The organism is Dorea chungnamensis, assembly GCF_039832125.1.
In the GTDB taxonomy this organism is placed as follows: Bacteria; Bacillota; Clostridia; order Lachnospirales; family Lachnospiraceae; genus JAFBIX01.
Genome location: NZ_JBDOHT010000002.1, coordinates 70,301 through 91,552, shown reverse-complemented (window position 1 = coordinate 91,552; position 21,252 = coordinate 70,301). Strand labels below are relative to the sequence as shown.

General features: G+C 40.8%; 21 protein-coding genes and 2 pseudogenes. 3 read left to right on the top strand and 20 right to left on the bottom strand.

The features are described 5' to 3' along the window. Window positions 1-3 precede the first annotated feature (3 nt). The gene (locus ABE613_RS02355; RefSeq protein WP_347375546.1) at window positions 4-858 is read left to right on the top strand and encodes a helix-turn-helix domain-containing protein; all 855 of its coding nucleotides are present in this window, start codon (window positions 4-6) and stop codon (window positions 856-858) included. Window positions 859-913: 55 nt separating this feature from the next. Here ABE613_RS02355 and ABE613_RS02350 read toward each other — a convergent pair whose 3' ends face one another. The 6 genes from ABE613_RS02350 to ABE613_RS02330 all read right to left on the bottom strand — a co-directional run bounded on the left by ABE613_RS02350 (window position 914) and on the right by ABE613_RS02330 (window position 6,481). Further along, on the bottom strand, window positions 914-1,189 hold the full coding sequence (locus tag ABE613_RS02350) for a DUF1284 domain-containing protein (RefSeq protein ID WP_347375545.1): 276 nt from the start codon (window positions 1,187-1,189) through the stop codon (window positions 914-916). Beyond that, entirely contained in the window at window positions 1,173-1,730 is a 558-nt protein-coding gene (locus tag ABE613_RS02345) for a biotin transporter BioY (protein ID WP_347375544.1), read from the bottom strand. The genes ABE613_RS02350 and ABE613_RS02345 overlap by 17 nt, the downstream gene beginning before the upstream one ends. Window positions 1,731-1,825: 95 nt before the next feature. Continuing rightward, window positions 1,826-2,089: an alanine:cation symporter family protein gene (locus ABE613_RS15135; RefSeq protein ID WP_427787296.1), complete on the bottom strand. Its 264-nt coding sequence runs from the start codon at window positions 2,087-2,089 to the stop codon at window positions 1,826-1,828. Next, window positions 2,076-3,077 carry an alanine/glycine:cation symporter family protein gene (locus tag ABE613_RS02340; RefSeq protein WP_427787298.1) on the bottom strand — a complete coding sequence of 334 codons (1,002 nt, stop codon included), beginning with the start codon at window positions 3,075-3,077 and terminating at the stop codon, window positions 2,076-2,078. Before ABE613_RS02340 ends, ABE613_RS15135 begins: the two co-directional genes overlap by 14 nt. A gap of 112 nt (window positions 3,078-3,189) precedes the next feature. Further along, window positions 3,190-5,568, bottom strand: a complete 2,379-nt coding sequence (gene hypD / locus ABE613_RS02335) for a trans-4-hydroxy-L-proline dehydratase (protein ID WP_347375543.1) — start codon at window positions 5,566-5,568, stop codon at window positions 3,190-3,192. Between the two features lie 4 nt (window positions 5,569-5,572). After that, window positions 5,573-6,481: a trans-4-hydroxy-L-proline dehydratase activase gene (locus ABE613_RS02330; RefSeq protein WP_347375542.1), complete on the bottom strand. Its 909-nt coding sequence runs from the start codon at window positions 6,479-6,481 to the stop codon at window positions 5,573-5,575. A gap of 251 nt (window positions 6,482-6,732) precedes the next feature. On the opposite strand from ABE613_RS02330, the gene ABE613_RS02325 reads away from it, so the two are divergent. After that, window positions 6,733-7,302 carry a helix-turn-helix domain-containing protein gene (locus ABE613_RS02325; RefSeq protein ID WP_347375541.1) on the top strand — a complete coding sequence of 190 codons (570 nt, stop codon included), beginning with the start codon at window positions 6,733-6,735 and terminating at the stop codon, window positions 7,300-7,302. Window positions 7,303-7,358: 56 nt separating this feature from the next. Here the strand turns inward: ABE613_RS02325 and ABE613_RS02320 are convergent, their stop codons facing one another. Beyond that, window positions 7,359-7,505, bottom strand: a complete 147-nt coding sequence (locus ABE613_RS02320; protein WP_235233959.1) for a FeoB-associated Cys-rich membrane protein — start codon at window positions 7,503-7,505, stop codon at window positions 7,359-7,361. A gap of 15 nt (window positions 7,506-7,520) precedes the next feature. Next, entirely contained in the window at window positions 7,521-9,863 is a 2,343-nt protein-coding gene (feoB, locus tag ABE613_RS02315) for a ferrous iron transport protein B (protein WP_235233957.1), read from the bottom strand. A 164-nt stretch (window positions 9,864-10,027) separates the two neighbouring features. On the opposite strand from feoB, the gene ABE613_RS02310 reads away from it, so the two are divergent. Continuing rightward, window positions 10,028-10,408, top strand: a complete 381-nt coding sequence (locus ABE613_RS02310) for a metal-dependent transcriptional regulator (protein ID WP_347375540.1) — start codon at window positions 10,028-10,030, stop codon at window positions 10,406-10,408. A gap of 3 nt (window positions 10,409-10,411) precedes the next feature. Here the strand turns inward: ABE613_RS02310 and ABE613_RS02305 are convergent, their stop codons facing one another. From ABE613_RS02305 to ABE613_RS02250, 12 genes and pseudogenes are all read right to left on the bottom strand, one after another. Then, window positions 10,412-11,887, bottom strand: coding sequence for a carbohydrate-binding domain-containing protein (locus ABE613_RS02305; RefSeq protein ID WP_347375667.1), 1,476 nt, complete (start codon window positions 11,885-11,887; stop codon window positions 10,412-10,414). Beyond that, window positions 11,879-12,277: pseudogene (locus ABE613_RS02300) on the bottom strand (DUF4956 domain-containing protein); the annotation flags it as partial. The pseudogene ABE613_RS02300 and the gene ABE613_RS02305, both read right to left, overlap by 9 nt. After that, the gene (locus ABE613_RS02295) at window positions 12,270-12,974 is read right to left on the bottom strand and encodes a polyphosphate polymerase domain-containing protein (protein ID WP_347375539.1); all 705 of its coding nucleotides are present in this window, start codon (window positions 12,972-12,974) and stop codon (window positions 12,270-12,272) included. The pseudogene ABE613_RS02300 and the gene ABE613_RS02295, both read right to left, overlap by 8 nt. A 130-nt stretch (window positions 12,975-13,104) precedes the next feature. Beyond that, the gene (locus tag ABE613_RS02290; protein WP_235234242.1) at window positions 13,105-13,458 is read right to left on the bottom strand and encodes a sensor histidine kinase; all 354 of its coding nucleotides are present in this window, start codon (window positions 13,456-13,458) and stop codon (window positions 13,105-13,107) included. A gap of 121 nt (window positions 13,459-13,579) precedes the next feature. Continuing rightward, window positions 13,580-13,681 (bottom strand): annotated as a pseudogene (locus ABE613_RS02285) (DNA-binding response regulator); the annotation flags it as partial. Between the two features lie 691 nt (window positions 13,682-14,372). Further along, window positions 14,373-15,764 (bottom strand): site-specific integrase, encoded by a 1,392-nt coding sequence (locus ABE613_RS02280; protein ID WP_347375538.1) that lies wholly within the window; start codon window positions 15,762-15,764, stop codon window positions 14,373-14,375. Between the two features lie 3 nt (window positions 15,765-15,767). Beyond that, on the bottom strand, window positions 15,768-16,739 hold the full coding sequence (locus ABE613_RS02275; RefSeq protein ID WP_347375537.1) for a helix-turn-helix domain-containing protein: 972 nt from the start codon (window positions 16,737-16,739) through the stop codon (window positions 15,768-15,770). A gap of 130 nt (window positions 16,740-16,869) precedes the next feature. Continuing rightward, complete coding sequence (locus ABE613_RS02270) at window positions 16,870-17,055, bottom strand: helix-turn-helix domain-containing protein (RefSeq protein ID WP_347375536.1); 186 nt, start codon at window positions 17,053-17,055, stop codon at window positions 16,870-16,872. A gap of 599 nt (window positions 17,056-17,654) precedes the next feature. Next, window positions 17,655-18,251, bottom strand: coding sequence for a YczE/YyaS/YitT family protein (locus ABE613_RS02265; RefSeq protein WP_347375535.1), 597 nt, complete (start codon window positions 18,249-18,251; stop codon window positions 17,655-17,657). A 3-nt stretch (window positions 18,252-18,254) separates the two neighbouring features. Continuing rightward, window positions 18,255-19,586: an MATE family efflux transporter gene (locus ABE613_RS02260; protein WP_347375534.1), complete on the bottom strand. Its 1,332-nt coding sequence runs from the start codon at window positions 19,584-19,586 to the stop codon at window positions 18,255-18,257. 254 nt (window positions 19,587-19,840) lie between these two features. Further along, window positions 19,841-20,365 carry a GNAT family N-acetyltransferase gene (locus ABE613_RS02255; protein ID WP_314328722.1) on the bottom strand — a complete coding sequence of 175 codons (525 nt, stop codon included), beginning with the start codon at window positions 20,363-20,365 and terminating at the stop codon, window positions 19,841-19,843. Window positions 20,366-20,426: 61 nt separating this feature from the next. Further along, a complete protein-coding gene (locus tag ABE613_RS02250) occupies window positions 20,427-21,209 on the bottom strand; it encodes a PhzF family protein (protein WP_347375533.1) in 783 nt (260 codons plus the stop codon). Window positions 21,210-21,252: the final 43 nt, after the last annotated feature.

Genomic DNA, 21,252 nt, shown 5'->3' with positions numbered 1-21,252 from the left:
TGAATGTACACAGACAGTGCTTACTGGCAGAATAGCCGTCTTGATTTTAAAGATAAAAAACATCCTCTGTTTGTCGGAAGTGCCGGAACATATCATTTATATTCCAAGCAGAAGCTCCCTACTTACCGGCCCAGGGGACGTCTGGATTATCAATTGCTCTATATCGCATCAGGAAAAGCACATTTTTATTTTCATGGGAAAGAAGAGATCGTACCTGCCGGTAATATGGTACTCTATCGTCCCAAGGAAGAGCAGCGATATTATTACTATGGAGTTGATCACACAGAAGTATACTGGGTACATTTCACGGGAAATAATGTGAAGAACCTGTTAAAAAAATATGGCATTCCTGACCATGCACACGTGATCCATACCGGAACCTCTCTGGATTACAAGAAGATCTATCTGCGCATGATTCAGGAATTAAAGTTATGCAAACCCCATTATGAGGAAGTTCTTGCCCATTATATGGAAGCATTATTTATCATGATCAGTCGCCTCCAGGGGGATCGTCCCAGAATCAAGAGTTCTTATCTGATTGACGAGATGGATCACACGGTCACTTATTTTCACCATAACTATCATAATTCTATTAACATAGAAGAATATGCGCATCTACATGGAATGAGTGTCAGCTGGTTCATTCGCAATTTTAAAGAATATACAGGTTCTACACCAACACAGTATATCCTCTCTCTGCGGATCTCCAATGCACAAAGCCTGCTCGAATCTACCTCTTATAATATTACTGAGATCGCGAATATTGTTGGTTATGATAATCCCCTATACTTCAGCCGGCTATTCAAAAAACAGTGCGGCATATCTCCATCTGAATTCCGGAGGCAGTTAACAGAATAGTATCGTTACGAAAAAAATCCATCAAACACGGATTGTATTCCGTCTTTGATGGATTTTAAACTATTACTCCCACCGGCTTTGCGTGCGACTGCAGATATTGTTCCACTGGCAATCTCCACAGATGCTCCTCATTGTTCGGGCATCTGGAACAGATCTCGTCCGTATGAACTACCAGTTTCACTGGAACATTCTGTTGAAAGATTCCCAGCATCTTCTCCATATGTGCCGAAAAGCCCTCGCTGTAACCTCTTCCTATAAAATATGCCAGGCACATTCCGTGATGCGGCCGTATCGGAATGGCCTGAACTTCCTGATTACTGGAAAGACACATACTTACGAATCTTTCTGGATAAGACGAATGCAAGTGCAATCTTCACAAGATCCGGGATGATAAATGGAATCACGCACCAGCCTAAGACTGTTCCAAGACCTACTGCACCGGTATTTCTTGCATACACTACCATAAACCATGCTGTTCCAAGTGCGTAGCACACGATCAGCCCCACAACCATGGAGATAATCTGAATGACCGGTTTTCTTCCCAGCAGAGTTTCCATGCCCCACATAACCAACGCAGAAAATAAGAATCCGACAATATAACCACCGGTTGTATTCAGGATAACGCCAATTCCGCCGCTAAATCCGGCAAATACAGGGACACCGATTGCTCCCAGAAGAATATAGATCAGTACAGCAAGTGATCCTCTCTTTCCGCCCAACACACCGACCGCCATGAACACACCGAACGTCTGTAAGGTAAATGGCACTGCCATAGGAATAGATATCCAGGAACAGATTGCCATAAGGACTGCAAAGATAGCAATATATGCCATATCGTATGTTTTACTTCTTGTTGCTTCCATAGAACTCATAATAGCTCCTCCTAATGATGTAAATACTATTTGTACGGCAACAATTTAACATACTATCTTTTTATTGTCAACTTTATTTTATTTTTAGTTTACAATTAATTGCTTTTTTTAGCGGCCTTATATGCTTTTCTCTCTTTTTCCAGGATTGGCTGGAATCTATCTACTTCTTTAGCAATTATATTATGTAAGAGGAGCATACAGATCAAGTTTGGAATTGCCATTAATGCATTCATAATATCAGAAATGTTCCATACAAGATCTAAAGTCTGTGTTGCACCGACATATACAACCAAAGAGAATACCACACGGTATATAATATTGTATTTGTGACTCTGGAATAAGTATTCAAAATGCTGCAATTGCAATTCCTGTAATAGAACATACTACAATGGTATCAAAAAATGTACCTGTCATATTAATATAACCCTGTCTTACCGGATCGTCTGTTGTAGCTGCGGCAGCAGTAATGGCTGCAGAACCAAGGCCTGCTTCATTGGAGAACACACCACGTGCAACGCCGTAACGGATAGAATTCATTACAGATACTGTAATTGTTCCAAGTACACCACCGCCAATTGCCTGTGGATTAAATGCCATTCCAAAGATCATATACAGACCATTAGGAATATTCTGCCAGTTCCCGACAATAACAATCAGTCCGGCAATCACATAGAAGATAGCCATTCCAGGTACAACCACGGAAGATACTTTAGAAATAGAAGTAATACCACCCAGAATGATTGCAAGTGCAAGTACCGTAAGTATAATTCCAGTGATCCATGCAGGTATACTGAACGCCTCTGTCACAGAACCAGCGATAGAATTGGCCTGAGTCATATTTCCAATTCCAAAAGATGCCAGCACGGAGAACAATGCAAATAAAAATCCCATTGTTTTGCCAAAGGTTTTATTCTTGAATGCATTTTTCATTGTGTACATTGGTCCGCCAGACATCTCGCCTTTCTCATTGACTTCACGATATTTGATTGCCAACATACATTCGCTGAACTTAGAAGTCAGTCCGAAGCATGCGGAGATCCACATCCACACCAAAGCTCCAGGACCACCTGAGAACATGGCAGTTGCCACACCAATAATATTACCAGTTCCAATCGTAGCAGCAAGCGCCGTCATTAACGCAGAAAAAGGGGATACATCACCTGTTCCTCTTTTTTTAGTTCTTGCCTCTTTACTTAACACGCTGTGCAACGCATATCCAAGATTCCTCCATGGAAGAAATCTCAACCGCACTGTAAGAAAAATACCCGTACCGACAAGCAGCACCAACATCACAGGTCCCCATACAAAGGAATCTATCGCCCCAACAATTTCATTTACTCTCTCCATAACTCTACACCTTCCTTTCTCAAACTATGGAATAAAAAAAGGACAAGGCGTTGACCACCTTGTCCTTATGTTTCATAATTCTACACAAATTAGTGAAATTGTCAAGTTCTAATTAATCAAATGACTGTTCTGTACGATTGATGATCTCGTCCTGCAGTGGTTTATCCAGGTTACGGAAGAAATCACTGTATCCTGCGACACGAACGATCAGATCTTTATAATCTTCTGGATGATTCTGAGCATCGATCAGTGTCTGTTTATCAATAACGTTGAACTGAATATGATGTCCATCCATGGAGAAGTATGAGCGGATCAGACTGGCCATATTATTCAGGCCTTCTTCTCCAGCCACAACATTTGGTGTAAACTTCTGATTCAGAAGAGTACCTGCTGTTGCCAGATGATCCATCTTTGCACAGGACTTGATAACTGCTGTCGGTCCATTGGTGTCTGCGGATTTCTCTGGAGAAATACCTTCAGATACTGGTTTATGTGCTTTTCTTCCATTTGGAGTTGCCAGAATTACATCACCAAAGTATACATGACAGGTAGTAGGAAGCATATCTACACCATATTTTCCACCCTTCATGTTCGGACGTCCTGTGATGGTGCTTCTGTATAATTCAAATACTTCCTGCATAATGTCATCTGCATAGTCATCATCATTTCCATATTTTGGAGTTCTGTCATGAACCATACGATAGATTGCATCATATCCTTCAAAGTCATGCTCCATAGCTTCAATCAACTCTTCCATCGTGAAGTTGTGATTGTCATATACATTATATTTTACAGCAGCAAGACAGTCTGTAACCGTACCGATACCTACGCCCTGAATATAGTTTGTATTGTATCTTGCGCCGCCTGCATTGTAGTCTTTTGCATTAGAGATACAGTCGTTGGTTACAACAGACAGGCATGGTGCCGGCATCTCCTGTGCATATAACTGCTCGATAACGTTATTACCACGGATCTTGATATTTACAATGTGCTCTAACTGCTTCTTAAATGCAGCCCAGAGTTCATCATAGGTCTTAAAGTCCTTAGCATATCCAAGTGGCAATCCAATCTGCTTTCCAGAATATTCATCATATCCATTGAACAATGTCAACTGGAATACCTTCGGGATATTCAGATAACCGGTAAGGATATAAGCTTCGCTTCCCCATGCTCCGGTCTCTACACAACCTGAAGAACCACCGCGTCTTGCATCTTCCAGACTCTTTCCTGCATTGATCAGCTCCATGATCTGAGCTTCTGTGTTATAGAATGCAGGCTGACCCCATCCTTTTCTTGAGATCTCACATGCTCTCTTTAAGAACTTGGCCGGTGTCTTCTTACTGATCGTTACGTTAGAGTTTGGCTGAACCAGCTTCATCTCATCCATACAATCCAGAATCAGGTAACTTACATTATTAACACCATTGCGTCCGTCCGGTGTAACACCGCCGGTATTGATGTTCGCAAAGTCTGTATAAGTAGCACTTTCCTTTAATGTGATACCTACTTTTACCGGTGCAGGCTGGTTGTAGAACTTCACCCACAGACATTCCAGAAGTTCCAGAGCCTTCTCGTCATCCAGAATACCTGCCTCCACATCTCTCTCATAATATGGGTTCAGATGCTGATCAAGTCTTCCCGGGCTAAATGCATCCCATGGATTCAGCTCAGTTGTAACTGCAAGGTGTGTGAACCAGTATAACTGAATTGCCTGCCAGAAAGTCTGAGGCTTGTGTGCCGGAACAACCTCCAGGTTCGCTGCAATCTGAAGAAGTTCTGCCTTTCTGGTCTCATTTTCCTCTTTCTCTGCCATCTCAAGCGCAAGCTTATGATAACGCTCTCCCAGAATGATTACTGCATCACAGGAGATGTCCATAGCCTTCAGCTCTTCACATTTATTCACTGCTTCCGGATCATTGATATAATCCAGTTCATCCATTGTCTTATGAATCTTCTCTTTATAATCCATATATCCGGTAGTAAATACCTGCTCACCACCACAAGTATGTCCCGGACCTCTCTGCTCCATAAATTCTGTAAACATACCTGCACTGTAGCATTCCTGCCATTCCGGAGTCATTCTTGAAAGGATCTTCTCTCTCATACTTCTTCCTGTCCAGTATGGAATGATCTCCTCTGCCTGAAGCTTTCTGTCTTCTTCTGTTGTATGGAAGGATACCAGCTCACGTTCACTCATGACCACCATATCCTCTACACTGTGACAGCAAAGTTCCGGGAATGTAGGTGATGCCTGCGGATCCTTACCTTTTTCGCCGATGATCAGCTCTCCGTCTCCCAGATACAAGGTCTTCTTGGAAAAATATTCTTTCAGAACCATTGCTCTCATAACCGGGATTGAATATCTGCCGTCATTTTCTTTGTAGAAATCAGTCTCGATCTTTGCTCTCTCAAGATCAATGTGAACAGGTGTCGTCACACTGATTTCCCGAAGTTTCTGAATTCTTTCATTCATACCACGTAATTTTGCCATATGTTTACCCTCCTATTTTTGTGTTCTGGAATCCGGATTCTACGAAGAGTCTGACGAAGCTCTCCATCTCTTCCTTCTCCGGTGCATGTAAATCTGTTCCCTTATATTCCATATCCAGCTTGGAATACTTTCCACTTCCTGTATCATGATACGGAAGCAGATTAATCTGAGCCGGATGAATATCATGTTCTTTCAGAAACACTATCGTTTCTTTCATATTTTTTTCATTACCATTTACTTCTTTTATTGTTGGGATTCTGATATATATTCTTGCTCCATCCGCTGCAAGACGAATCAGATTATCAAGAATCAATTGATTATCCACTCCGATATACTTTTTGTGAAGTTTTGGATCCATAACCTTTACATCATAAAGAAATGTATTCACATAAGGAAGGATTGCCTGAAACTTCTCATATGGAACATATCCACATGTGTCAATCGTAAGTGTAACATCCTGGCGTTTTAGCTCTTTTGCAATTGCCAGTATATAGTCTATATCCATTGCCATGACTTCTCCGCCGGAAAGCGTCACGCCACCGCCAGATTCTTCATAAAACATCTGATCCTTCATAAGCTCTTTTATCAGCTCTTTTACAGAATATTCCCGTCCTATAATCTCACGGATTCCTATTGGACAGAAGTTTACACATTTTCCGCAGAATGTACATGCATCTTTCTTCATCTCTGGCTTTCCATTCTCCATGGATATTGCCCCATTCGGACATACCTTTGCACAAGTTCCGCAGCCAACACACTTCTCCTTGTCACACTGCATCTCTTTTTCAAACCGCTGAGTCTCCGGATTGTGACACCATTCACATTTCAAAGGGCAGCCTTTAAAAAATACAGATGTACGAATTCCGTCGCCATCATGGATAGAAAACTTCTGAACATTCGTTATCAGCGACATCTCGTCTCCTCCATTTTCATAATCGTGAAATATTGTTCGATTTTTTCTTCCCTGTTTTCATAATACAGTATTATTGTTAAATTTTCAACACATTTCATCAGGTTTTTTTTCATAAATCTGATGTGTCTTTTTTGTGCATTATCTCTAAATATCCATTGGTTTAAGTTGATTATTTTCACAAATTACAATATAATGAAAATGTCGCTATAAAATCTACTCATTTTATATAAATATGAAAACGAGGTGTTACTATGAAAAGTATTCAGGAAATCGGAAATACTATTAAGCAAGAGCGTCTGAAACAGGGAATGACATTACAGCAATTAAGTACTGCAACGGGTTTTTCAATCGGATATCTGTCTCAGTTCGAGCGAGGGCTTTCTCAGATTGCCATCGACTCACTGCATAAGATCACAGATGTTCTTGGCATGGAATTTATCGACTTTTTCCGTGAAGAAGAATCCTCTCCTTCTGCCTCACCAGTCACAAGAATCTATGATGCCAGCTGTGATAAGGTCAGCGATCAGATCATTCAATATACTTTAAGTCAGAATGCCAAGAACTATTCCTATCTCCCACGAATCTATCATCTCATGCCCCATATCGGAGCAGATGAGAACATAGAATTATATGCTCACGAAGGAGAAGAATTCATCTATGTGCTTGAAGGTGTTCTGAAATTATATGTGGAGGAAGATGAATATATTATGTATCCGGGAGACAGTGTCCAGCTTGATTCTACCAAGAAGCATAACTGGACCAACTGCGGGACTCAGATTACCAAGATTCTGACTGTGAATATGCCAAATCCTTTCAAATAAAAATGATCCGTAGCATTCCCTGCAATATCTGCAGAAATACTACGGATTATAATTATTTATTTTCTCTGGCAACTCTGACTACAGTGCCCACAGTCACATCCACAGCTGCTTTTCCCATTTTTCTTATTTCTTCTCATGATCACAACCGCAATGATCACAACCACAGTGACCGCCAGAAAGACAAGTATATCTGCAATATTCATACCCTACCTCCTACTTTACAATCCAACTGCCATGCAGATGAGCCTTACAATAAAAGCAATGATCCACGCTACTACACACTGCCAGAAGATGACCCCTACTGCCCATCTTGCTCCCAGTTCTCGTTTAATAGAAGCAACGGCTGCAACACATGGTGTATACAGCAGAGAGAATACTAGCATCGTAGCAGCAGACAGCGTTGATATTGCAGTCTGAATGCTGTTTCCAAACAGAATTTCCATCGTAGATACCACACTCTCTTTTGCCATAAACCCACTGATCAGTGAGGTTACGATACGCCAGTCTCCTAATCCGAGAGGTCCCATGATCGGTGCAATCCACCCAGATATGATAGCCATCAGACTGTTAGAAGAATCTTCTACCATATTTAGCTGAAGGTCAAAACTCTGCAGGAACCATACCACGATCGTTGCGATCAAAATGACGCTGAATGCTTTGCTTAAGAAATCCTTGGCCTTTTCCCACAATAACTGTGCAACATTTTTTGCACCCGGCATACGATAATTTGGCAACTCCATAACAAACGGAACAGCTTCGCCTTTAAATAGTGTATTTTTAAACAGAAGGGCTACCAGAATCCCAACAATGATCCCCAGAATATAGATTCCTGTCATAATGAATCCGCCCTTACCCGGGAAAAATGCACTGACAAAGAAAGCATAGATTGGAAGCTTCGCTGTACAACTCATAAATGGAGTCAGAAGGATCGTCATCTTACGGTCTCGTTTACTTGGCAGTGTTCTCGTTGCCATCACGGCAGGAACGGTACATCCAAATCCAATCAGCATCGGAACAATACTTCTTCCTGACAGTCCAATCTTTCTCAATAATTTATCCATGAAGAAAGCAACTCGTGCCACATAACCACTATCTTCCATAATAGATAAGAAGAAGAACAAAGTCACTACGATCGGGAGAAAACTAAGTACACTTCCGACACCACCAAAGATACCGTCAATCACCAAGCCATGGAGAGCCTGATTCACATGAGCCGCAGTCATCCACTGATCCACAACCTCCGTCAATACATCAATACCGGTCTCCAAAAGTCCTTGTAAAAATGCACCGATTACGTTAAAAGTCAGGAAGAAGACCGCTCCCATAATGGCAATAAAGCAAGGGATCGCAGTCCATTTTCCCGTAAGAATACGGTCAAGCTTCTCTGAACGGACCCGCTCTTTACTTTCTTTTGGCTTCTTCACTGTACGTTCACAGACATACTCAATAAAGTCAAAACGCATATCCGCAATGGCAGCACTTCTATCCATACCGCCTTCTTTTTCCATCTGTACTACAATATGCTCAATCATAGCCAGTTCATTCTTGTCCAGTTCTAGCTGCTTCAGAATCAAGGAGTCCCCTTCAATCACTTTTGTTGCGGAAAAACGAAGCGGAAGTCCTGCTCTTTCTGTATGGTCTTCAATGATCGATTCCACGGCATGAATTGCACGGTGAATTGCACCGCCATGATCGTCTTTACTGCAAAAGTCCTGTTTCTGCGGACGTTCCTGATATTGTGCGATATGTACTGCGTGCTCGATTAATTCCCGGACACCTTCATTCTTGGCCGCAGAGATTGGAATAACCGGAACTCCCAGTAAAGCCTCCATTCCATTGATATCTATGGCACCATTATTATTCATGACTTCATCCATCATATTAAGGGCAACAACCATAGGAATATTCATCTCCAGAAGCTGCATTGTCAGATAAAGATTCCGTTCAATATTCGTTGCATCAACAATATTAATGATTGCCTTTGGTTTATCCCCAAGAACAAAATTCCTGGAGACAATCTCTTCACTTGTGTAAGGAGACATAGAATATATTCCCGGAAGATCTGTAACTCTTGTATTCGAATGACCTTTGATTGGACCATCTTTGCGATCTACTGTAACCCCAGGGAAATTCCCCACATGTTGGTTAGATCCTGTCAATTGATTGAATAATGTCGTCTTTCCACAATTCTGATTTCCTACAAGGGCATAGGTAAGTACCGTTCCATCCGGCAATGGATCTCCGTCATCCTTGGCGTGATATTTACCATCTTCTCCCAATCCCGGATGATCCGTAGGATATATTTTGTCAATACGGCTATGCTTATTCGTTCGTTCTTCAATTAGCTGAACATTGATCTGATCTGCATCTGCAAGACGAAGTGTCAACTCATATCCATGAATCTGTAATTCCATCGGATCTCCCATAGGTGCGAACTTTACGACTGTAACTTCCGCCCCCGGAATCACACCCATATCCAGAAAATGCTGTCTTAGAGCTCCTTCTCCGCCTACTTTCGTAATAACAGCACTTTCTCCGATTTTCAGATTCTTAAGTGTCATTTGTAACACCTCCATATATGTACATGATAATTATTTTCAATTAAAGTTATACCACGCTAACCAAAATTCGTCAAGACTATACAGTCTTGAATTTTTCTGTTTCTACTGATATAATAGAACAAACTTAAATGGTATATATTAACAGAAAATAGAAAGGTATTATTATGCGTCACAATAGATCTTCTGAAGATTATCTGGAAACTATATTGTTATTAAGCAAAAAGTTACCAGTTGTTCGTTCCATTGACATAGCGGTTGAGTTGAATTTTTCAAAACCTAGCGTCAGTGTTGCGATGAAACATCTGCGTGAAAATGGCTGTATAGAAGTAAACCAGGCTGGTTTTATTACCCTGACAGATAAGGGTATGCAGATTGCCTCCAGTGTATATGAACGTCATCAGGTACTCTCTGACTGGCTGATCTCTCTTGGCGTAGATCCCCAGACAGCTTCTGAAGATGCCTGTGAGATGGAACATCAGATCAGCGATGAAAGTTTCCAGGCTATGAAAAAGTTTATAAAGGAACACTCAGCAGTGTTAAAATAAAGTTTATCTATTCTGTCTGGGTGCAGCTCCACCTTTCATCTGTCCACCCATGTCTCCGTTTCCATATATAAGGCTATCCATGATAATTTTCTGTGTGCTGTTTCCTGCCGTCAGTGTATAGGCTTCTCCTTCTGTGATCTCCGGACAGCTTACAATCACAGAAGTATATTCCTTATCTGTCGTCCAAGAAACCAGTTCGTTTTCACTGCTGTCCGTAAGAGAAATGATGCTTCCCGCCGCTTGTGTATCTACCGTCACCATCATAATTCCCTGCGTGGAAGAATCACTGAAATTCTGCGTCATTCCTGAAGAACCCGCTGCTAAGAAGATTCCGCCTGTTATCACACCTTTCCCATTATAATCCAGCGAACCATTTCCATTATTTGTAGGTCCAGACACATAAGTCTCTCCACCTGATATGGTCAGATCACCATTCGAATCAATTCCGTCACCAGAAGCACTGACATGAATTGTCCCGCCTGATATGTGGATATATGAGCCTTCCTCTACAGCAAAGATATCCTCGCCGCCACCTTTAAATCCACTACTGTCATTGCCACCGGCTGCATTCAATCCATCATCGCTTGACGTCACGTCGATATCTCCACCTGTAATGTCAATAGTCAGACCTTCTAGCCCCTCATAGCTTTCTGATACTTGAATCGTTCCATCTGCAATCAATAGTGCAGAATCTGCATGCATTCCGTCATCCTTTGCTGTAATGTCAATGTTGCCTCCTGCAATGTATATGAATCCCAGGCTGGTATCATCTGTATTTGACGCGTGGATTCCATCCTTTCCAGTTGTGATATGGTAAGTTCCGTCTGCGATCCGTACACTGTCCTTTCCAGAAAGTCCATGCTTCTCAGCCGATATGTTATAAGTTCCGCTTGTTAATACCAAGTCATCTTTTGACACCACCGCGTGTCCCGCCGCTGCATTGATCGTCAATATACCTTCTCCATTTAAAGTCAGATCGTCTTTTGAAAATATCACCGCGTCAATATTATTGTCGTCAATCGCTGTGTAGATTCCCCCGTTCGTCAGGACATTGGAAGAACCGGATACAGTCGTAATAAACACCTTATCCGCAGAACGCACATAGATTGCTGCCGACTCTTTGCTTGTGATCTCCACGCCTTCCAGCACAAGCTGTACTTTATCCGTATCTTCTGCATCCACAATAACCATTCCGTTTGCCAGCTCACCAGACAGGATATAAGTTCCTTCATCCGTAATCGTAATGGTATCTTCGTTGATCTGAACAGCATCTGATTCGCAGGAGCTTTTGTTATCCGAAAGAGTTATGCGTGTGCTGTCATCTTCATCATAACCAATCTCTTTATCCCGATCTGTAAACATATCCGATGTATCAATCCCACTTTCGTTGGACGTTATTTCTGTCTTCTCCTCTTCTGCGGTCACTGCATTTTCTCCAGCAGAGTCAGAATTTCCCTCGCTACAGCCTGTTAAAAACATTGCTCCTGTTAATAAAAGCACTGCTATCAAAAAAGCATATCCGATATAACCCATTCCAACTACAAGTCCGGTTCCCATGGCAAGAAAAATTGCACCGATTTCCTTTGCAGAACCCGGAACCGAACGGAAACGAACCAGACTGAATGCTCCTGCTACAGCCACACCGGCACCTACATTTCCATTGACCATCATAATCACTACACATACAATAGCCGGAAGCATTGCCAGTGTTGCAACAAAGCTCTTCGTATAACGTGTTTTCCACATATAGCTTCCTGTCAGAATAAGGCCAATAATCAGTGCACTGCCTACACATAGTAAGAAATCAGACAGTCCAATCACGCTTGTCATATCTGTATCAAAAACTCCCCGAAATATTGTATCAAGCATATTGAATTCCTCCCTTCATCTGCTGATAGGCTGTTCCATATTTTGAAAATGATATTTTATACAAATGGTTTCTGGTCAACGCCTCACTCATCCACAGCGGGATTCCCCCAGATGTCTTAATCTCCATCAAAGTCTGCCCCTGTTCCAAAATCGAAGTTCCATAAATATCACTTCCAAGAGACAGATCATCTTCCCGGTATAAAATATTTTCATCAAACGTTACCCGAAAATCACTTCCATCAAGTGCATAATAGGCCTCTCTTTCATAGGATAAAAAAACCGTCGGGTGAAGAGTTTTATAATATTCCCAAAAATATCGGATCTCATTGCCAATCTGTGAATGGTCGGGAAGTGGATTTCCGTTACATAAGCACTTCATTACTTCTGCTTCCGGACAAACCAGCCTTCGCTTATACACCACATGCTTGTATTTTTTCTTCAGTTCTACAAATACCGGAGTATCTTCACTTGCCGGACAGTAACTTCTCACCCGAAGCTTTTCTTTGTAAGTCGGTTTTTCCAGTGAATGACGAGCCAGCCGGTATGTCTCTGTGTCAAAATAAATGTTCCGTATTGTTGTCCTTTTGTACTGATCTAGCTTCATATAAGTTTCCATACTTTGCAACATATTTTCTTTCTGCTGCCGGTTTATCATATACTTCAATTCATAGCGTTTAAAAGTCATCTGATATGTCATGTCATTTGCTCCTTTGATTATTTACAGATATTACTATAACGAAACTTCCTTAAATTAACTTAAAAGTCTCTATAAAAAATGCCCAGATGGGAAATCCACCCGAAGCATTGTTTTTCAATAATCTGGAATTTTAACTTATGGGAAATATCACCGTAATCATCAACGATCTCTCATCCTCTGTCGATGCAACAATCTTCCCTTTATGTGCCTCTACTGTCGCTGCAGCGATGGAAAGCCCCAATCCGTATCCTCCTGTCTGAGAATTTCTGGAACTGTCTGCACGATAAAATCTATCAAACAAATGATCCAGTTGTTCCCGCGAAATAGATTCTGTCGTATTGTAAACAGACAGGCGAATCCTCTTCCTCTCTTTTTCCAGGCATACCTTAATCCGTCCTCCATCTCCTGAATACTTCACCGCATTATCTAAAAGAATTGTTACAAGACGACTCAGCGCCTTCTCATCACCACATATGGAAATCATCGGTGTGATCTCACTTGTCAATATTTTATTCTGTGTCTTTGCCAGGGATTGATATGTATTCACGGTTTCTTCTACCATATCCGAAAATGGAAAATCCACCATGGTCATTGCTGTTCTGCTTTCTTCCATCAAAAACTGCATCCACGGAATAATTGTTACGCTCCAAAATTGTCGTAAGCGCCTTTGATAATGCTTTTTCATCTTCTGCAAATAATATACGCATACATTTACCTCTATTTCTATATAATCATAATCTATTTCTTATTTTCCAATCTACCAGATAAAAATTTATCAACACCCATTATTAATGATACTATCAAAATATCCTTAACTACACTTAAAATTTTGCTATATAAAATAAAAAAGCGGTTCATGATCTAGCAATTCCTGCTAATCATTACCGCTTTTTTGAACGTTCCCTGCGAGAATCGAACTCACAACTAGTGCTTAGGAGAGCTCAGTGGTTCTGTTAATCCCTGTCAGGTTCAGCTACATATTGAACGCATATGTATAATCCTTTTATTCTATTCGAATCAAATTCTGGTAATCTGAATATCCTTTCTGTTAAGTTCAGATAAGCCCTGAAAATTAGCAGATTCTTTGCACTTGCTAACATCTGGGGAAAGCTCTGTTGTTACTGACAGATATCATATTCCGGCTACCATCCCCTTACAAGCGGGAATGATAAACAATATTCAATTGACCAGATTTCTATTATTACTATACACCGTTATTGTTGATTTGTCTATGGTGTTTCGACCACGACAGCCGATTTAAATACGAACATATCCAGTTGCCGGTCCGGCATCATTTTCCCAAAATCTCCTTCATTTCATAATTATCTCCATCATTTTTTGTTCATATGAAGGAGATTTGTTGAATATGATTGAAATTGTTTTACTTTATCTATCCCCTTATTTCATCGTCTTCGCAAGTGAAGATAGCAGTGCCGCCATCTCCGGATTGGAGAGAACCTTTGCAAGCAATTCCGCATCAATACCTTCCGGAACCGCCACCGTATTTTCTGCTGTATTCGGATGCATCTGCGGATCCAGATCTTTTTTCTCATAAAATGCTTCTTCAAACAGCTTTGCATTTTTCTTCCGGTCATCATCCAGGATGTGGGAATATACATCCGTAACCATGCTGACCTGGGCATGTCCGGAATCTCCCTGGACAGCCTTAATATCTCCACCATTCAGTTTCAACTTATAGGTAACACTGCTGTGTCTGAGACTGTGGAAAACAACCGGTGGGAGATCATAATCCCTAATCAACTGATTCAATGGCTTCCGGATCGCGCCATCCCCCAAAGGAAGACCAAACGTACTTGCCATGACCAGATTATAATCCATGTATTCATCTCCAAGAACCTCCTTTGTCTCATCCTGTTTTTCTTTCCATTCGATCAGCATCTTTGCGACAGACTTTGGAAGGAAAACCTTTCGGACACTGCTGTCTGTCTTCGGTGTTTTCAAAACACGGACTGTTTTATTGGTCTTGCTTTTTTCCGGAAATATCAGCAGCACATCTTTTGCATCCAACTCTTTTAAAGCGGATTTGCTCACTCGCTGGGATTCCTTATTAATAAACAGATATGCCCGGTTTTCCTCAATTGCTTCCTCCGAGATGTCCACACAATCCCAGGTAAGCCCCAGAAGCTCACTGATCCGGAGAGAGCAGGAGAAGGAAAGATTCATTGCCAGCTTTAGCCGATCATCCTCACATACTTCCAGTGCGTACATCAGAGTTTCTGCAGTCCAAATCTCACGTTTCTTTGTTTTATGTTTTGGTACGGTCGCATAGATACAAGGATTCTTCTCCATCAGTTCCCATTTGACAGCCTGTTTAAAACAGCTTCGGAGGAGTTTATGGATATCTCTGATGGTACTGGTAGATACATATTCATTCTTTCTTTTCCCAATCATAGGATTGACCACAGCCGGAGCTTTCAACAACCTCTGATAATATTTTTCAATAAAACGGGTATTGATCTCCGACAGTTTTTCATCCCCGATGATCGGAAGGATATAATTATTTATGAGAGAAACATTTCCATCATACGTAGATAATGCCCAGTTGTCCTTCCCATACAGGGCAACGTACTCTGCCAGAAGATCCTTCATGGTTTTACACTGCGGGATTATCATGGAACCCATTTCTTCTTTATATTCAATTTCTTTCTTGCGTTTCTTTGCCTCTGCCTTTGTAGCATAAGTTTCCCATTTCTGCTTCCGTTTCCCGTCTGCATCAGTATAGGAATAGATCACATTAAATTTTCCATTTCGTTCTCTGATCGATGCCATAATCTAACAGCCCCTTTCTGTATTTCTCTTTTCCAGCCACGCTTCAAATTCTTTTCGTTTGATCCGAACATGGTTCCTTAGTTTTACAACCGGAAAATATCCTTTTGTGTACCAGACATTTATCATGGACCGGCTGACCTTTGCCATAAAGGCTGCTTCATCTATAGTAAGATACTGCAGATTGCCATTCCTTCCTCGTTCCCCGGTCTGTGCCAGTTTCTTTCTCCGATAATTCGCCAGTGCCACATTTTCTTCCATTGCCAGTTCTTCATAATCGTTCGCCGGATCCAGATGATATTCATCCTGCCCTTCCAGAAACTTCTGAAAGCTTTCTTTCGTGATTCTTTTTCGATCAGCGATTGTGACGAACTCAAAGAAATGCTGATACTTTTGACTATTCAGGATGCCATATACCTGATTTCTGGTGATTCCCAGCTGTCTGGCCATTTCCGGCATAGTGAGAGTAGCGGCCTCCATTTCCGCGTCCCTCTTTTTATCCTCCTTCGTGCGGTATCTGGACTGTCCGTCATACCATTTCTGAAATGCAGCTTTTGGTACACGTTTCCAGTAGTCCACAATCACAACCTCAATCTTATTCTGCTTGATCAGGTCATAAATGACACCATCCGTAAGCTCCAGCATTTCTGCAAGTTCCGGAACAGAATAAGACCATTCTTTCAATTCCTTTCCCGGTTCTTCTCCGTTGACTTTATGATATTTAATCTGATTCGCATACCACTTTTCAAAACTCTCAATATTGACCCGCATCTTTCCGGCAATCTCTTTGGTCTCAAAAAAGTTTTTATGTACCAGCCAATACCGATCCGTCTTTTTAAGTCCCAGGAGCTCGCCCATCTCAGAAACACTCATCCATTTCTTTTTCGCAGAAGACAGCCTCTTGTATGGGCTGTTTGCTTTCACTTCCTTTATCAGTTCTTCGTATTCCTTGGTATTCATTTTTCCCTTCTCATCCATGAAGCTTTCCTCCTTCTTCCCATACCATACCGCACTTTTTCAAAAAAATTTAGGGTGCTGAATGCCAGTGGCATTCGTTTAGCACCGACCGAAGCGGAGCGGAGAGTCGATTTTTCATCCGGATAGGAGATTAGTTGGAAGATTCCGGCAGCTTATCCAGCCAGTCATCAAAGCTCTTTTTGGAAATACGGTACTTTCCACCATCCAGCTGGATCCACCGGAACTCATTTTTCTTCAGAAGGTTATATATTGTCGGTCTGCTGACTCCAAGAATTTCCTGTAACTCTTTTCCTGTATAACATCTTTTCTCTGACATATGTCATTACCTCACATTTCATTATTTTGGAGGCGGCATGCCAAATACTCCCGCAAGTGACGGGGCATTTGGCTCTCGCGGCAGTCGCCAAATAGACATGCAAGCATGTCCGCTTGGCTCGTTGCTCGCGGATATAAATGTCCCTCTATATATCCAAAGTTTCAGAGGGGCTTATACAACATGTTTCAGTAAAAAAATGTCAAGATGAGAAAAATGGGCAAAAAGAAACCTCCGTATGAATCGAATCATACGAAGGTAACATGTTCTCATTATGTTGTATTTATTCCATACTATTCTCATTTTAAGAAACAGATAAACTGAAATTTATATAATGTATGTATGATTGTTATATAATGACTTAGGAAAGTACTAAATCCAGGGCTTGAAAGTATGCTCAGGCTCTGGATTTTTGAGCCTTGGACTTAGAACTTTCCCAAGTCATTTTTCTCAACTCGGCAACCTACAAAATAAAAGCCTTCATTCAGATCAATGTCCTTTACATTTTTTAGCTTACATACAGCCAATTCATATGGTATTTTTTCAGTTCCATATTGTAAATTACTCCTTCTAATCTCTCAAATCATTCCATATAATGGTTATTATGCTTTATTCTCTATCATAGCATGCAATAATTGCAATGTTTTTTGAATCATCACACCGGATAGAAGTATTGTACAAATAGTACACATTCCAAACTTTCCGCCTAAGAACATACCGAATAGCACCACCATGGCATCAAGTGCTATACGCACATATTTGATCTGCCAGGAATGCTTTTTTGCCAATGCAAATGTTACCGCTTCATAGGAGCCTCTTCCCCAATCAGCATAAGAATAGATGGCTGTTCCTACTGCAAACAGAACAATTCCCATCAGCATCATAAAGAAATTCAAGATTTTAGTTTCTGTGTAGTGCATCAACGGCTGAAACAAATCTGTACATCCACTATAGATGATTTGATATAAAATAGTACCCAGATAAATCTGGCTGCGATCATAGAACAGACAAAAGACAATCATTCCTACTGCAACCACAAAGGATGCCTGTCCCAATGTGATATGTAACACATAAGAAACTCCTTGCCATAAAACAGCCAGAGTAGCTCCTCCAAATCCGGCATAGATTGCCAGATCTATTCCAAATGCAGCAATCACAGAACCGATTACAACATAGATTATTTTCTTGATGATATTCATATTCTATCCCTTCTTTAATACTTTTTTCATTAGCAATGCTGAAATCAAAGCTGCTGTAAATTCTGTAAATACAAATGCTACATACACGCCATTCGCATCCCACATCTTACTGAAAATGACGGAAGCCGGAATAATCACTACGATATATCGTATTAAGGAAATGCTCAAGGAAAGAAGTCCCTTTCCAAGAGCTTCACACACTCCCGATGTTACAACTGACAATGAAGATATGGCAAATCCAAGACTGATGATCGTTAATGCAGTTACACCATACTTCACAATGGCAACATCTTCAGAGTAGATAGATATCAGCTGTTCCGGAAAAAGCTGACAAGCTACAGTTCCAAACAACATAATTCCTATAATAAAAACTTCTGCTGTTCCCGCGATTTTTTTCACTCTCTCCCACTGCCCTGCACCGTAGTTATAACTGATTAAAGGTCGGATTCCCTGAATGATTCCATTGGCTGACAGATAAATAAATGTCTGTAGCTTATAATAGATTCCTAAAATCAAGATATAGGTATCTCCAAAAGCAGTTAAAATTGTATTTAATGCAGAAATCAGCACGGAAGGCAATGCCATATTTAAAGTTGCCGGGATGCCGACACCATAAACACTCTTGAGTTCATTGTTTTCAAATCGTATGTATTTCCAGCTGGTTTTTGCAGGAATCGGAGTCATAAAATAAAAGGATAAATATGCAATTAGTGTGCATACCTGTCCAATTCCCGTTGCAATTGCAGCACCCTTCATGCCCATTGCAGGAAACTTCCCAAAACCAAAGATCATGATTGGATCTAATACAATATTTACAATAAATCCCACCATCATGCTGCACATCGATACTTTCATCCTGCCTACCGATTGAAAAATTTTTTCATAAGCTACAGAAACCTGAATAATAACTGTAAATAACAAAACCCAATTTGCATATTCTAACCCTAAATTTATAATTTCCTGTTCTTTAGTAAAATGTTGCATAAATGCCGGCATTCCAATGAAAAAGCATATAGTAAGTATGATTCCATGTATCATACTCAAAAATACACCTGTTGATGCGATATGGTTTGCTTTTTTCTCCTCATTTGCACCTATCGAATATGCAATCATAGCGTTCAAGCCAATTCCAAAGCCGACTGCAATAGCATTGATCATATTTTGTACCGGAAATACAATAGACAAAGCTGTCATTGCATTTTGACTGATTTTTGCCACAAAGTAACTATCTACAATATTATAAAGTGCGTTCACTGCCATAGATAAAATCATAGGTACGGACATTTGTAATACAAGCGGAACAATTTTTTTCTCTTTCATAAATTGCTGATTCATTCGATTCCTCCATAAAAAAAGACTATACGGCCTAGCTGTTTATATCAGAAACAGTGTAAACCATATAGTCTTATTATAGTCTGACGGACTTTTATTTATTTTTCAAACAATATTCTAGTAGGAAATCTCTATCTTGTCAATCTGTTTATCCTCTACAAAGCTGCTTCAACGATAACTTCCAATTTCTTACGCCAGCTTTACAAACTGGAATTTGTTTGTACAATGTTCAAGATATAACTGTTATTATGTCTTGATTAGAGTACAAACTCATATAAGAGGAACTTCCTCGGTACTCCAATATCAACATATGTGATTTCAACCTTATCCACATACTTAAATCCAAACGACATATACATTTTCTGTGGAATATCATTTCCCTCTATGCAATCAAGACGAATTGATTTAAGTTTTCTTTCCCTTGCTGTGTCTATTGCGTGTTGAACTAACTGCTTCGAGTATCCACGACCTCCATATTCCGGAAGGACACGCAAGGCATGAAGAACTACTGTCTCGTTATCATTTGCATCAATAAGCCATTTAACTGCGTGATACGCCTCATCACGATCATGATTCATAATATACGCCGCAACAATTCGACCATCTTCAATACCGATAAACTGATTTCTCTCTTTGATTGCATCTTTGATCATTTCATCTGGAGGGAAACCACCTTTATCTCCCTCCGGCAGAAAATCTTTTCCGCTCAAAACTTTACACATACCGTCATAAAACTGTCGCAATTCTATAAAATTTTTCTCTTCTGCATATCTGATAATCATAGAAATCTATCCCTCCAACTTCAAATTCATACGTGCTTTCAGCTCAACAGAAGCCTGAATTTTACAGCGCAACTGCAATTTCAGAGATGGCCACCAGAGTTGCCTCTCCACTAATCATTATACGATGGTTTTCTTCCATTCTGCAATGCAAGTATCCACCGCGCTTCGATGCCTGGTACGCATAAATTTCCTTTTTATTCAGTTCTTTTGACCAATAGTCGGCAATCTGGCAATGGGCTGAACCGCAAACCGGATCCTCTGGGATACTCAACTTCGGACAGAAGCTGCGCGATACGCAATCGGTTTCTTTTCCCATCGAAGTTGCATTTTGGATTCTTCCCTCAATACCGGCCAGAAGTGTCTGATTCGGATTCATAGTTCTGACGGTATCTTCCGAATCAAATATACATATCAGATCAAGACCCAATACCGCTTTAACCGGGCGTGCGCCGAAAGCCCTTTCCATTGCATCCGTGACTGGAATCTCCTTCAATTCGTAGGTGGGAAAATTCATCTCATACAGATTCCCATTCCGATGAATCGTCAACTCACCGCTAAGGGTATCAAATTTCACTTCCTTGCTGTCAGGCTCATAATAATTCAAGATAACAAAGGACGATGCCAGTGTGGCATGACCGCATAACTCCACCTCTGTACCCGGTGTGAACCAGCGCAGATGATACCTTTTTTCTTCCTTTACGATAAAAGCGGTTTCCGAAAGATTATTTTCCATCGCCAGTTTCATCATAGATTCTTCAGATGGCCAGCTTTCCATGACACAGACCGCCGCCGGATTTCCTGTAAAAGGTATATTTGTAAATGAGTCTACGATATATTGTCTCATTTTGTTTTTCTCCTTAAATTCCGATTTGAACAAAAAGCCCAAG

Coding starts and splice junctions, on each gene's coding strand:
- ABE613_RS02355 (WP_347375546.1), top strand. CDS start 4: ATGTACACAGACAGTGCTTACTGGCAGAATAGCCGTCTTGATTTTAAA.
- ABE613_RS02350 (WP_347375545.1), bottom strand. CDS start 1,189: ATGTGTCTTTCCAGTAATCAGGAAGTTCAGGCCATTCCGATACGGCCG.
- ABE613_RS02345 (WP_347375544.1), bottom strand. CDS start 1,730: ATGAGTTCTATGGAAGCAACAAGAAGTAAAACATACGATATGGCATAT.
- ABE613_RS02340 (WP_427787298.1), bottom strand. CDS start 3,077: ATGGAGAGAGTAAATGAAATTGTTGGGGCGATAGATTCCTTTGTATGG.
- hypD (WP_347375543.1), bottom strand. CDS start 5,568: ATGGCAAAATTACGTGGTATGAATGAAAGAATTCAGAAACTTCGGGAA.
- ABE613_RS02330 (WP_347375542.1), bottom strand. CDS start 6,481: ATGTCGCTGATAACGAATGTTCAGAAGTTTTCTATCCATGATGGCGAC.
- ABE613_RS02325 (WP_347375541.1), top strand. CDS start 6,733: ATGAAAAGTATTCAGGAAATCGGAAATACTATTAAGCAAGAGCGTCTG.
- ABE613_RS02320 (WP_235233959.1), bottom strand. CDS start 7,505: ATGAATATTGCAGATATACTTGTCTTTCTGGCGGTCACTGTGGTTGTG.
- feoB (WP_235233957.1), bottom strand. CDS start 9,863: ATGACACTTAAGAATCTGAAAATCGGAGAAAGTGCTGTTATTACGAAA.
- ABE613_RS02310 (WP_347375540.1), top strand. CDS start 10,028: ATGCGTCACAATAGATCTTCTGAAGATTATCTGGAAACTATATTGTTA.
- ABE613_RS02305 (WP_347375667.1), bottom strand. CDS start 11,887: ATGTTTTTAACAGGCTGTAGCGAGGGAAATTCTGACTCTGCTGGAGAA.
- ABE613_RS02295 (WP_347375539.1), bottom strand. CDS start 12,974: ATGACATATCAGATGACTTTTAAACGCTATGAATTGAAGTATATGATA.
- ABE613_RS02290 (WP_235234242.1), bottom strand. CDS start 13,458: ATGATTTCCATATGTGGTGATGAGAAGGCGCTGAGTCGTCTTGTAACA.
- ABE613_RS02280 (WP_347375538.1), bottom strand. CDS start 15,764: ATGGCATCGATCAGAGAACGAAATGGAAAATTTAATGTGATCTATTCC.
- ABE613_RS02275 (WP_347375537.1), bottom strand. CDS start 16,739: ATGGATGAGAAGGGAAAAATGAATACCAAGGAATACGAAGAACTGATA.
- ABE613_RS02270 (WP_347375536.1), bottom strand. CDS start 17,055: ATGTCAGAGAAAAGATGTTATACAGGAAAAGAGTTACAGGAAATTCTT.
- ABE613_RS02265 (WP_347375535.1), bottom strand. CDS start 18,251: ATGAATATCATCAAGAAAATAATCTATGTTGTAATCGGTTCTGTGATT.
- ABE613_RS02260 (WP_347375534.1), bottom strand. CDS start 19,586: ATGAATCAGCAATTTATGAAAGAGAAAAAAATTGTTCCGCTTGTATTA.
- ABE613_RS02255 (WP_314328722.1), bottom strand. CDS start 20,365: ATGATTATCAGATATGCAGAAGAGAAAAATTTTATAGAATTGCGACAG.
- ABE613_RS02250 (WP_347375533.1), bottom strand. CDS start 21,209: ATGAGACAATATATCGTAGACTCATTTACAAATATACCTTTTACAGGA.